Raw genomic sequence first — 12,477 nt, 5'->3', positions numbered from 1 at the left:
ACGGCGATGCGATGACCATGGCACAGAGGCCGGTGGAACGGGGCGCGGCATGAGCGGAAGCGTGCGGCTGACGATCTGCGCGGCCCTGGCGACGCTGGCGGCGTCGTCCGCGATGCTGCCGCTGGTCGACGCGCGCGGCTGGATGGTGCAGGCGGTGATCCTGCTCGCGATCCAGAGCGCGGTGGGCGCCGTGGCGCGCCGCGTGCCGCTGGCACGGCCGCTGACCGTGGCGGCGCAGGCGCTGGTGGCGCTGTTGATGCTGACCGCCGTCTTCGCGCGCCGTGAGGCGTTCCTCGGCGTGCTCCCCGGTCCGGGGGTGTTCCGGGAGTTCGGCCAGCTGCTGGGCGACGGCAGCGACGACGTCGGGCTGTACGCCATCCCGGCGCCGCTGACCGACGGTATCCGGTTGATGCTCGTCGGCGGGGTGCTGCTGATCGGCCTGGTGGTGGACGCGCTCGCGGTGACCTACCGCAGCGCGGCGCCGGCCGGACTTCCGCTGCTCGCCCTCTACTCGGTCGCGGCCGGGCTGGCCGACGGCGGCAGGGACTGGCTGTGGTTCCTGTTCGCCGCGGCCGGCTATCTGCTCCTGCTGCTGGCCGAGGGCCGGGACCGGCTCGCGCAGTGGGGCCGGGTCTTCGGCGGCGGCCAGGCGCCGGCCCGGTCGTACGGCGGTCTGGCGCCGGCAGCCGACGGCCCGGCCCTCGCCCCGGTGCGCACCGGTCGAAGGATCGGCGCGCTGGCGCTGGGCATCGCGCTCGCGGTGCCCGCGATGCTGCCGTCGCTGGGCGGCGGGCTGCTGGACCGCCAGGGTTCCGGCGCCGGGCAGGGCGACGGGGGCGGCACCATCTCCGCGGTGAATCCGCTGGTCTCGCTGCAGAACAGCCTCAACCAGCCGGAGAACCGCGAGGTGCTGCGCTACAGCACCTCCTCGCCGGCTCCGCAGGACATGTATCTGCGGATAGTGGCGCTGGACAAGTTCGACGGCGCGTCCTGGAAGCCCTCGGAGCGGCGGGTCACGGACGTGCCACCGACGCTGCCGCAGCCGCCGGGGCTCGCCAAGGACGTGCTCGCGCCCGAGGTCTCCACCTCCCTGTCCGCCGCCAAGAATTACGCGCAGACCTGGCTTCCGCTGCCGTACCCCGCCTCGCGGGTCGACATCCGGGGGCGCTGGCGGTTCGAACCCGAGGGCCGGACGCTGGTCGGTGACCGCGGTCAGACCACCAAGGGCGCGAGCTACCGCGTCACCAGCCTCCAGGTGCAGCCCACGGCCACGCAGCTGGCCGAGGCTCCGGCACCGCCCGCCCAGCTTCTGCGGGAGTACACCGAGGTCCCGGACTCGCTGCCGCCCGTCGTCGCGGAGCGGGCGCGGGAGGTGACCGCCGGCGGCCGCAACGCCTACGAGAAGGCGGTCAAACTCCAGGACTGGTTCTCCGTCAACGGCGGCTTCCGTTACGACACCGAGGTGGAGACGGGCAGCGGCCCCCAGGCGATCGCCACGTTCCTGGAGCAGAAGGAGGGCTTCTGCGTCCACTACTCGTTCTCGATGGCGGCGATGGCCCGCACGCTGGGCATCCCGGCCCGGGTCGCGGTCGGCTTCACCCCGGGCGTCCGGCAGGCGAGCGGCTCGTACTCGGTCGGCGTCAAGGACGCGCACGCCTGGCCCGAGCTGTACTTCGAAGGGGTGGGCTGGACGCGCTTCGAGCCCACGCCGACCCGCGGCAACCAGCCGGACTACACCACCCGGCCGGTCCCCTCCGAGGACGACGAGCGGCGGCGCGAGACGGCGAAGCCGACCTCTCCCGCGCAGGTCCCGGCGACGCCGGCCCCCAAGGACAGCTGCTCGCCGCAGGCGAAGAAGCTGGGCGACTGCGGGGCCCCGGCGAAGAAGGAGCCCGAGCAGGAGGCCGCCGGCGGCGGCTGGGAGGTCCACACCCTCATCGGGCTCGGCGCGCTGGTCCTGCTGATCGTCGTGCTTCCCCTGTCGCCCATGGCCTGGCGACTGCGGACGCGATCCCGGCGGCTGGGGGGCTCCGGCGGGCGCACCCCGGAGGACGCCGCCGAGCGGACCCTCGCCGCCTGGCGTGAGCTCATCGACACGGCGTGGGACTACGGCATCGCGCCCGACGACGCTCAGACCTCGCGGATGACCGTCATACGCATCGTCCAGATCGGGAAGCTCGACACGGCGGCGGCGGAGGCCGCACACCGGGTCGCCGAGGCGGTCGAGCAGGTGCTGTACGCGCCGCGACCGCGCCCGGTGACGGGGCTCGCCGACGATGTGCGACGGGTGGCGGCGGGCCTGCGGGCCACGGCGGGCCGGGGTGCCCGGCTGGGCGCCCTTCTGGCCCCGCGTTCGGCCTTGCGGGTGGTCTGGACGTACTCGCTGCGCTGGCACGCGTTCATCGCGCGCTGGGGCTGGGGCGCGCCGCGCTGGTCCCGGCTGACCGCCCTCCTGCGGCGGCCGAGTCGTCAGCGAGGCTGAGAACGGGGCGCGTGTCCGGGGAAGTGCCTGGTCGCGTGCCCCGTCCTGGGCGGTCGGGCCTCGTGCTCGGCCGCCCGAGGCCCCCGTTCGCACCTCCTCAGATCACGGCTCTACGGCTCTCCGGGGCGGCCAGGTCGGGCCGGACGGCCGTCCTGCCGGATCCGACGACCTCCCGACGCGCAAGGCGGGACGGCTTCCCGACGCGCAAGGCGGGGTGTCACCCGCTGCCCGGTGTCCGGCCGTCGGGAGTGACCGGAGGGCGCACGCCTCCGGACGGGCCGGGCTTTCTCAGTCGCGGGGCGTTCGCTGGGCGGCGCTCAGGGGCGGCGGCACGGGCGGCTCCGGGGCGGCGTGTGCCCGGGGCGGCGGCCGCGCGGGCGCGCACAGAACCGACTAGGGCAGGGGCGCCGACGCGGGCGCAGGAGCCCGACCCGGGCACGGAAGCCCTGGACGTGGAGGCGCGGAAGCCTTGGCACGGAAGCCGCGGAAGCCTTGGGGTGGACGGCGCGGAAGCCCTGGGCATCGACGGGCAGAGGGCGCGCACGCGCTCGGGAGCGATGCCCGTGCACCGCGGAGGCGTGCCCGTGGGGCAGCGGAGCGCGAGATGCCCCCTACCCGCGCGATCAACACATGCACGCCATCAGCACATGCACGCGCCGGGCAGGGGCGCGGAGGCCGGGTACGCGTGTGGGGCGGGCGCCGGTCGGCGCCCGCCCCACAGGAAACGTCGTGTCGGGTCAGTGACCCTGTTCATCGCGGCGGCGCTGCCACCGCTCCTCGATCCGGTTCATCATCGAACGTCGCTGACGGCCCTGACGACGCCCCGGAACCGCACCGCCCCGCCTGCCGGCGGGCTGCTGCTCACCGGGCTTGGGCGCCTTGCGCCAGCCGGTCACCGCGAGCACGGCACATCCGAGCATGACGAGGAAGCCCACCACGCTGACCCAGATCTGCTGGACAGCGACGCCGACCATGAGGAGCGCGATGCCCACCAGAAAACCCGCGACCGCCTGGTAGACCCGTCGCCGGGTGTACGTGCGCAGGCCGCTGCCCTCAAGCGCTGTGGCGAATTTGGGATCTTCGGCGTACAGCGCTCGCTCCATCTGCTCGAGCATGCGCTGCTCGTGCTCCGAGAGCGGCACGGAGTCCTCCTACTCGTCGGTCGCGGGGGGCGACCGGGGTGCGACCCTTTCAGGATAGGCAGGGAATCGCCCCCATGAAACCCGCCCCTCTGCGCCAATTCACCCACCGCTACCGCCATGGTGGATTCGGTGCTGAGACGTGCATTCCCCACCCGCCGATCCGCCATGCCGGACGGTGTCCCCCGATCATACGGGGCGAAGCCCCTGATCGGGTCGGTCGTCGGTCAGTCGCGCTCGGCCAGAACGTGCAGCTGGGTCGCCACGGCGTGGAAGGCGGGGAGCTCGGCGGCGGCAGCCTCCAGCTGAAGCAGGGCCTCCACGGCACCGGGCTCGGTGTCCACCAGGACGCCGGGCACCAGGTCGGCGAAGACGCGCACGCCGTGCACCGCGCCGACCTCGAGGCCGGCCTGGGTGACCAGTTCGGTCAGCTGCTCGGCGGTGAAGCGGCGCGGGACGGGGTCGCCGGCGCCCCAGCGCCCGGCCGGGTCGGTCAGGGCGTGCCGGGCCTCGGTGAAGTGTCCGGCGAGCGCGCGGGCGAGCACGGCGCCGCCGAGCCCGGCGGCCAGCAGGCTGAGCGTCCCCTGGGGGCGCAGCGCGGCGACGGCGTTGCCCAGACCTTCGGCCGCATCGTCGACGTACTCCAGCACGCCGTGGCACAGCACGACGTCGTATCCCGCGCGGTCGACCACGTCGAAGAGACCGTGGGCGTCACCCTGGACGCCGCGTACCCGGTCGGCGACCCCGGCCTCGGCGGCGCGGCGCTCCAGCGCGAAGAGCGCGTTGGGGCTCGGGTCGACCACGGTGACCCGGTGTCCCAGGCGGGCGACCGGGACGGCGAAGTTGCCCGTGCCGCCGCCGGTGTCCAGCACGTCGAGGACTCCCCCGGCCGCCGGGTCGGCGGCCTTGACCCGGCGGTCCAGGGCGTCTTTGAGGACCTCCCACACCACGGCGGTACGGAGGGACGCGCGGGGGCGCAGCGGGTCTGACACGGCGGATGGCTCCTCGGCGGTGCCGCCACCGCGTGCGGCGGTCGCGGCGATGACTGACGTGACGCCCCCAGCCTATTGCCTTGGCGGAGGGGCGCCGCCGCGCGGGGCGCCGTGCCTCGGCGCGGGCGGCCGCGCGGAGGACGCCCGCCCCGCCGGGGCACGGGCGCCTCACGGCCGATCAGGCGTCCGACGCCGCGCGGTGGGCGGCCGGTTACCGCGGCAGCGCGGGCTGCGGGACCGCGGGCTGCGGCAGCAGCATGCGCTCCACGATCCGCAGGAACAGGGCGACGTCGCGGGCCAGGTCGTCGGCGTCGCGGCAGCTCGCGGCACCCGGGATGCCCGCTTCCGCCCGGGCGCGACGCTCGGCTCCGGAGGCGAAGAGGGCACTCCACTCGGCCAGTTCGGGGGCGACTTCGGGCAGTACCTCCCAGGCGCTGCGGATGCGGGCGCGGCGCCGCGCGCTGGGCTCGGGGCGGCCGCGCACGGCGAGCACGGCGGCGGCGGTGCGCAGCGCGGCCAGGTGGGCGGCGGCGAAGCGCTCGTTGGCGGTTTCCAGGGTGACGGCCTCCGCCAGCCCCTGATGGGCCTGGGCGAGCAGATCGAGCGCGGCGGCCGGGGCGGTGGCCCGGCGCAGCACGGGGTGGACATCGCTCGCGGGACCGGTCAACGAAGGGGTGGGGCCGGCGGCCCGGTGCCGGCGCGCAGCGGCGGTACTGGCCATGACGAACCTCCTGTCGTCGTGGGGCGGGCCCACCGGCTGAGGGTGTGGGACCCACCGGCTGAGGGTGTGCCCGCCATCTGCACCCATCGTCGGACACACCACTGACAATCCCGCCGACCTGCACGGATACCGCATCGCACGGGCAACGCGAAGGTCGTCTTCCGGGGCGTGGAAGGGTGCTGCATAATCCATTTGGACTGACCGGTCAGTGCAAAAACTTGACGCTTCAGCTTCTTCGGCTTCAAGGGAGGTTCTCGCCTCGTGGACAGCACCTCATCAGGCTCGCGGAACGACGCCGCCGAGCGGCGGGCCGGCAGAGCGAGTGCCGCGACCGCGGCCGCCGCCAGGACCGAGCCGACACCCCCCACCGCGGCTGCCGTAGGCGCCGCCACCGTGGCCGACGTCGGCGGTTCTCCCGGTCGCGCGGCGGGCGGCGCGGCGGTCCTGGCCGAGGGAGTCGGCGTCCGGGGCCCACGCGGGTGGGCCTTCCGCGACGCCCGGGTCACCGCCGAGCCCGGCTCGTTGATCGCCGTCGCGGGGCCCTCCGGCTCCGGCCGCACCTGCCTGCTGCTCGCCCTCACCGGCCGCATGCGCATCGCCGCCGGGCACGCCGAGGTGGCCGGAACGCGGCTGCCGAAGGGCATGTCGGCCGTGCGACGCCTCAGCGCCCTCGCCCACGTCCCCGGGGTCAGCGACCTGGAACCGGCGCTGACGGTGGCCGAGCACCTGCGCGAGCGCGCGCTGCTGGAGCGGCGGTTCACCGGCTCGCCGCTCGCGTTCTTGCGTCCCCGCGCGGAGCGCGCCGCCGAGACACGGTCCCGGATCGACGCGGCCGTGGCCGCCGCCGGCCTCGACCTGGCCGCACTGCCCAAGGGGCACCGCACGGCCGTACGGGACCTGGAGCGCCTGGAGGCGCTGCGGCTGTCGGTGGCCCTCGCCCTGATCGGACGCCCCCGGCTGCTGGCCGTCGACGACGTCGACCTCAAGCTCTCGGACGCCGAGCGCGACGAGGCGTGGGCACTGCTGCGCGGCCTCGCCGCCGACGGCACCACCGTGCTCGCCGTGTGCAGCGAGCCGCCCGGCGGGGCGCTGGTCATCCCCACCGGAACGCGCCAGGAGACCGCTCCAGCGCGGGAGTCCGCATCCGACGGGTCAACGGACGAGGAAGGGGCGGGGGATGCGTTCTCCGAGGCTGGCCGCGCTTGAGCTGAAGCGCTTCGGCAGGGGACGGCTGCCCCGCGCGGCGCTCGTCGCGCTGCTCCTGCTCCCGCTGCTGTACGGCGCGCTCTACCTGTGGTCGTTCTGGGATCCGTACGGCCGGCTGGACAGGTTGCCGGTCGCCCTCGTCAACGCCGACGAGGGCGCCACAGTCGAGGGCGAGCGGCTCAGGGCCGGCGACGACATCGCGAAGAAGCTGCTCGACAGCGACACCTTCGAGTGGCACGAGACGAGCGCCGCCGACGCCCGCGCGGGGGTCGAGAACGGCACGTACTACCTGTCGCTCACCATGCCCGCGGACTTCAGCGAGCGGATCGCGTCCAGTTCGGGCGACGACCCGCGGGCGGGCGCGCTCCAGGTGCGGACGAACGACGCCAACAACTACATCGTCGGATCGATCTCCCGAACGGTCTTCTCCGAGGTGCGCGCCGCCGCCTCCGCCAAGACCTCCCGTGGCTTCTACGACAAGATCTTCATCTCCTTCTCCGACATCCACGGCCAGACCGAGAAGGCCGCCAGGAGCGCGGACCGGCTCGGCGAGGGCATCGGCAAGGCCAAGAAGGGCGCGGAAAGCCTCACTTCGGGGCTGGCCGAGGCAAAGGAGGGCAGCAGCTCCCTCGCGTCCGGCCTGACCAGGCTCGACAAGGGCGCCGAGACCCTGCACACCGGCGCCGGCGGCGTCGCCCAGGGCACCCAGGCGCTGGCCGACAAGGTCAACGGGATGGCCGAGAAGGCCGGTCCGTTCCTGAAGGAGAACGGCAAGGAGATCGGCGAGATGTCCCGGCTCGTCGCCGACGCCTCCTCGACCGCGTCCCGGAACCTGACCGAGCTTCCGGAGACCGCGGCGACGGCCGCGACCCAGGCCCGCAAGGCGTCCGACACGCTGGCCGCCGACTACCGGAAGCGCTGCGCCGCGGTGCCGCCGGCCCCGCGGCACCCCGCTCCCACGGACTCGCCCACCCCCACGCCGTCCGAGGAGCCCGAGGAGCCCGGTAGGCCCGAGAAGTCCGAGCAGCCCGGTGAGCCCGAGGGGTCCGGGGATGAGCCCGGTGAGCCCGAGGGGTCCGGTGCGCCCGGACAGCATGGGCCCGCCCCGTCCGCACCGACCACCGGAGCCCCGACGGGCGGAGCCGAACCCGGGGCCGGACCCGACTGCGGCGCGCTGAGGAAGTCGGCCGAGGCCGCGGCCACCGCCGCCGGCGTGGCCGAGGACCTCGACCGGTTCGTCGAGAACAACGCCGACGGCCTCAGCGCTCTCGGCGGGCACCTGGACGACCTGCACGACAAGGCGCTGCTGCTCGCGCGGAGCGCGCCCCGTCTGAGCTCGGACCTGGACACCGCGGTCGACAACGTCAACGCCCTCAACACCGCGGCCCACAAGGTCGCCCGGGGCGCCGACGGCGTCCACACCGGAGTGAGCACCGCCAAGGACGGCGCCACATCCGTCGACAGCGGCGTCGGCACGCTCCACGACGGGGCCGACACGCTCGACGGCGGCATCTTCAAGCTCGTCGACGGCTCGGGCAAGCTCTCCGGAAAGCTCCACCAGGGCGCCGCGCGGATCCCCGACCACGACAAGCGGGACCGTCAGGCGCGCAGCGAGGTCATGGCCGACCCGGTGCGGCTCGCCGCCCAGTCGCTGCACAAGGCGCCCAACTACGGCACCGGTTTCGCGCCGTACTTCATCCCGCTCTCGCTGTGGGTCGGCGCGATGGTCGCCTACATGCTGGTCCAGCCGCTGAACCGGCGTGCGCTCGCCACCGGCGCCTCGGCCTGGCGGATCGCGCTCGCCGGCTGGCTGCCGGTCGCCGCGATCGGGGTGGCGCAGGCGGCCGCGCTGATGGCCGTGCTGCACTGGGGCCTGGGCCTACGGCTCGCCCGCGCGGCGGGCACGATCGGCTTCCTGGTGCTGGTCACCGCCTGCTTCGCGGCGATCGTGCAGCTGCTCAACGCGCACTTCGGGCCGGCCGGGCGGATTCTCGTCCTGGCGCTGCTGATGCTCCAGCTGACCTCGGCGGGCGGCACCTATCCGGTGCAGACCAGCCCCGGGTTCTTCAACGCCGTCCACCCCTTCCTGCCGATGAGCCACGTGGTGGTCGGGTTGCGGCGGCTGATCACGGGTGGCGGGCTCGGACCGGTCTGGCAGGGGTGCGCGGTGCTCCTGGCCTTCACGGTCGGGGCGTTGGTGCTCACGGCCCTGTCGGCGCGGCGCAGGCAGGTGTGGTCGGTGGACCGGCTGCACCCGGAGCTCAGCCTGTGACGGGAGACGGGGGGCCGCGCGGGAGAGATCGTTCACCGGGCAGAATCAGCGTCATGGACAGCAGCAGCACGCGCCGTCAGGCCACTCGTCGGAAACTCTTCGACGCGGCGGTCACCCTCATCGCCGAGCAGGGCTTCTCCCGCACCACCGTGGACGAGATCGCCGAGCGGGCCGGGGTGGCCAAGGGCACGGTGTACTACAACTTCGCCAGCAAGACCGTGCTCTTCGAGGAGTTGCTGCGACACGGGATAGAACTGCTCACGGACTCGCTCCAGCGCGCCGCCGACGAGACCGCCGAGCGAGGCGGCAGCAGGGTGGACGCCCTCGACGCGATGATCCGTGCCGGGCTGTACTTCGTCTCCCGCTACCACGCGCTCACCCAGCTCTACGCGGCCGAGTTGTGGCGCACCAACCGGGCCTGGCAGTCCACGCTGATGGTGGGGCGGCGCAACGCGCTCGCCGTGGTGGAGTCGGTGCTGCGGGAGGCGGTGGCCGAGGGCGAGCTGAGCGACGAGATCGACATCCCGCTGACCGCCTCCGCGCTCTTCGGGATGGTGCTGGTGGCCGCGCTGGACTGGCAGTCGTACCAGCCGCAGCGTTCCATCGACGATGTGCACGCCGCCCTCTCCCGGCTGTTGCAGGGCCGGGTGAGCGGACGTCCGCAGCCGGAAGGGGTGTAGGGCGCCCGTGTCGATACATCGACATGTGCACAGGCGTCGCCCCGCGCAGGCGTATCGACCGGCGCAGACGCATCGATACGCACAGAGGCATCGACACGTGTAGGGCATCGAGACACCGACCGCCTCGACGCGGCCGGGTGTGGGCGGGAGAGCGCGCTGTCCCGGTGCGGCTCGGTCCCCCGACCGGCCCGCGCCGGAACAGCGCTCCCCGTACCCCGTTTCCCCCTGTTCCCCCGATATCCCCCGTGCCGTTCGTGAGAGCATCCTTCGCTCCCACGGGCGGCGGTCTTCCCCCGATCGTCCGGGCACCGCGTCGCTCCGCCGCCCCGTGTCGGCGGTGCGGGCGCCGCGCCCTTCCGTGACCACCACTCTTCCGTTCGCGCGGGTCCCGGCCCATCCGTGCGGCTACTCATCTCGGGGCCTAGGTACGGGTACTCAGGCCACCGTGCGCGTCCCCAGCCACGCCCCTCCCGGCCGGCGGGGCGCACCTGCCGGCCGGCGCCGCCGGTGACGGCGGATAAAGTCGCGGACATGGCACGGATTGCGGTGATCGGCGCTGGGATGGGCGCCATGGCGGCGGCCGCCCGGTTGGCCGTCGCGGGCCACCAGGTGGCGGTGTACGAGCGTGGGAGCAGCCACGGCGGCGGTGTCGGGCGCTTCGCGCGGGACGGCTTCACCTTCGACACCGGGCCGGGGCTGCTGCACCTCCCGGCCGTCTACCGCGACCTGTTCCTCAAGACCGGCAAGGAGTCGCTGGAGAGCCGCGTGGAGCTCCGCCAGGTCGACCCGGCCGGCCGGCACCTGTTCGTCGACGGCACCGACCTGCGGCTGCCCAACGCGTCCCGCGCGGGCGTGGTGCGCGCCCTGGACGAGGCCGTCGGCGCGGGGGCGGGCGAGCGCTGGAGCGACCTGATCAACCGGGCCCGCGAGGCGTGGGACGCCACCCGTCGGCCGCTGCTGGAAGAGCCGCTGTCCGCCGACTGGTCCGCGCTCGGCCGGGACCCGTACCCGGCGCCGCCGCGGCGCGGCTGGTTCCGGCGCGGCCGCCAGGGGCCCGGGACGCTCGCCGAGGTCGCCTCGCGCGAGCTGCGGGACGCGCGTCTGACCGCGCTGCTGGAGAGCCACGCGCTGGCGTACAGCCTCGATCCGCGCACCGCGCCCGCCGGCGCGACCGTGCTGCCGTACCTGGAGCAGACCTTCGGCAGCTGGTATGTGGGCGGCGGGCTGCGGGCCCTGGCGGACGCGCTGTACGAGCGCTGCCGGGCGCGGCGGGTCGAGTTCCACTTCGACGCCGACGTCACCTCGATCCTGGAGAAGGACGGGCGAGCGGCGGGTCTGACCCTGGCCGACGGCACGACCGTGGCGGCCGACTCGGTGGTCGCGGGAGTCTCCCCCATGGCGCTGCGGGCGCTGCTGGGCGACTCGTCGCCCTGGCGGGACGGCGACGTCCAGCCGCCCGCCGCCGGGGCGGGCCGGGGCGCGGACACGTCGTCCGCCGGCCGGCTCACCGTCTTCCTGGCGCTGCGCGACGGTCGGGACGCCGACGCCGCGCACCGGACCGTGGTGCACGCCGCCGACCGCGCGGCCGAACTGGCATCGATCTTCGACACCGGACCGGGCGGGGACGGCACCGGGCGGCGGCCCGAGCCGTGCGTCGCGCGGCCCACGGTGACGGTGCTGCGCCCCGACGATCCCGCCACACGCCCCGACGACGACCACGAGGCCGTCACCCTCACCGCCACCGTGGCCCCCCACGGCGCGCGGGGGCCGGTCGACTGGTCCGAGCCCGGCGTGGCCGCGGCCGCCGCGGACCGGCTGGTCGCGGCCGCCGAGGCGGCGATCCCCGGGCTGCGGGAGCGGATGCTGTGGCGCGAGGTGCGCACACCGCGCGACACCGCGGCGGACACCGGGGTCCCGGACGGCTCGGTCCCGAGTCCCGCGCTGGCGGGCGGGGACGGCCGCTTCCTCCGGCCCGCCAACCTCACCCGGCTGCCGGGGCTCTACCTGGCCGGCGGCTGGGCCCACCCCGGGGGCGGGCTGGCGCACGCCGGGATGTCCGGGGCGCTGGTCGCCGGGCTGCTGGTGGAGGGGGCGGACTGGCGGGGCTCCCAGTAGCGGGACCGGGCGTCGACCGCGTCACCGGGGCCGGGCCGCGCTCAGTAGCGGTACTGCTCGCCGTAGCCCGTGCCCTGTTCCGGCTGGTACGGGTAGGGCGGCTGGTTTCCGTCGCGCTGCTGGGGGACCCAGACGTCGTCCGGGTCGTAGCTCGCCTCGGCGGCGTAGTGGTCGTCGACGCCCGCACCGTACTGCTGCTGGCCGTAGCCGGCGTAGGACTGCTGCCCGTACGGCTCGTACGCCTGCTGGGCGGGCTGCTGGGCGTTGCCGTACGGGTCGGGGTAGACGTCCGCGTACCCCTCGGCGCCGTAGCCGTACTGGCCGGCGTCGTAGCCCTCCTGCTGCTGGTAGCCGCCGTAGGGCTGGTATCCGCCGTAGACGGCCCCCTCGTCCCCGTACGGGGCCTGGGCGGGCTCCGGCTGCTTGTACGCCGCGTAGCCGCCGGTGTCCTCGTCGGGCAGCGGCTCCGGGTGGTACATGGGAGGCGTCGGCTGCTCGGCGAGCGGCCCCGCCTGGAGGTCGGAGACCTCCAGGGTGGGCTCCGCTGCCGGGGTCGCCTTGCGCCGCTTGCTGCTGCCGCCGCCGGTGGAGCCTCGTCCGGCGACCGCCCAACCGGAGGCGAAGCCGCTCCGGAAGGAGAGTGTGACGTAGGTCTGGCCCACGGCGAAGGCGGCGGCGCCCACCCCGATCACCGGCACGGACGGGATGAGCACCCCGGCCACCACGCCCAGGAATCCGACGAAGGCGAGCAGCCGCCAGCGCAGCCGCGCCTTGTACTGCAGCAACACCTCACCGAGCAGCCACAGCGCCACGACGCCGAACGCGATGTAGAGGACCGTCCAGCCCATCTACGCCCCTCTCGTACGGCCG

9 protein-coding genes are annotated in these 12,477 nt (G+C 74.6%); 5 read left to right on the top strand and 4 right to left on the bottom strand.

Annotated features, from left to right (window positions below):
- The first annotated feature begins 49 nt into the window (after positions 1-49).
- On the top strand, positions 50-2,482 hold the full coding sequence (locus LRS74_RS25470) for a DUF3488 and transglutaminase-like domain-containing protein (protein WP_277743185.1): 2,433 nt from the start codon (positions 50-52) through the stop codon (positions 2,480-2,482).
- 737 nt (positions 2,483-3,219) lie between these two features.
- On the opposite strand, the gene LRS74_RS25465 is transcribed toward LRS74_RS25470, so the two are convergent.
- From LRS74_RS25465 to LRS74_RS25455, 3 genes are all read right to left on the bottom strand, one after another.
- On the bottom strand, positions 3,220-3,624 hold the full coding sequence (locus LRS74_RS25465) for a DUF3040 domain-containing protein (protein ID WP_277743184.1): 405 nt from the start codon (positions 3,622-3,624) through the stop codon (positions 3,220-3,222).
- Positions 3,625-3,848: 224 nt separating this feature from the next.
- Positions 3,849-4,613, bottom strand: a complete 765-nt coding sequence (locus LRS74_RS25460; RefSeq protein WP_277743183.1) for a methyltransferase — start codon at positions 4,611-4,613, stop codon at positions 3,849-3,851.
- A 211-nt stretch (positions 4,614-4,824) separates the two neighbouring features.
- Positions 4,825-5,334 carry an SAV_6107 family HEPN domain-containing protein gene (locus LRS74_RS25455; RefSeq protein WP_277743182.1) on the bottom strand — a complete coding sequence of 170 codons (510 nt, stop codon included), beginning with the start codon at positions 5,332-5,334 and terminating at the stop codon, positions 4,825-4,827.
- Positions 5,335-5,727: 393 nt separating this feature from the next.
- Here LRS74_RS25455 and LRS74_RS25450 point away from each other — a divergent pair, with 393 nt between their 5' ends.
- From LRS74_RS25450 to LRS74_RS25435, 4 genes are all read left to right on the top strand, one after another.
- On the top strand, positions 5,728-6,540 hold the full coding sequence (locus tag LRS74_RS25450; RefSeq protein ID WP_277744929.1) for an ATP-binding cassette domain-containing protein: 813 nt from the start codon (positions 5,728-5,730) through the stop codon (positions 6,538-6,540).
- On the top strand, positions 6,512-8,812 hold the full coding sequence (locus LRS74_RS25445) for a YhgE/Pip domain-containing protein (protein WP_277743181.1): 2,301 nt from the start codon (positions 6,512-6,514) through the stop codon (positions 8,810-8,812). Before LRS74_RS25450 ends, LRS74_RS25445 begins: the two co-directional genes overlap by 29 nt.
- 53 nt (positions 8,813-8,865) lie before the next feature.
- Complete coding sequence (locus LRS74_RS25440; protein WP_277743180.1) at positions 8,866-9,492, top strand: TetR/AcrR family transcriptional regulator; 627 nt, start codon at positions 8,866-8,868, stop codon at positions 9,490-9,492.
- Positions 9,493-10,023: 531 nt separating this feature from the next.
- Positions 10,024-11,607 carry an NAD(P)/FAD-dependent oxidoreductase gene (locus tag LRS74_RS25435; RefSeq protein ID WP_277743179.1) on the top strand — a complete coding sequence of 528 codons (1,584 nt, stop codon included), beginning with the start codon at positions 10,024-10,026 and terminating at the stop codon, positions 11,605-11,607.
- 41 nt (positions 11,608-11,648) lie between these two features.
- On the opposite strand, the gene LRS74_RS25430 is transcribed toward LRS74_RS25435, so the two are convergent.
- Entirely contained in the window at positions 11,649-12,455 is an 807-nt protein-coding gene (locus LRS74_RS25430; RefSeq protein ID WP_277743178.1) for a hypothetical protein, read from the bottom strand.
- Positions 12,456-12,477 lie beyond the last annotated feature (22 nt).

The sequence above is a fragment of the Streptomyces sp. LX-29 genome (assembly GCF_029541745.1).
Classification (GTDB): domain Bacteria; phylum Actinomycetota; class Actinomycetes; order Streptomycetales; family Streptomycetaceae; genus Streptomyces.
The sequence above is the reverse complement of the archived record's forward strand: the minus strand, read 5'-3'. Positions and strand labels throughout refer to the sequence as shown.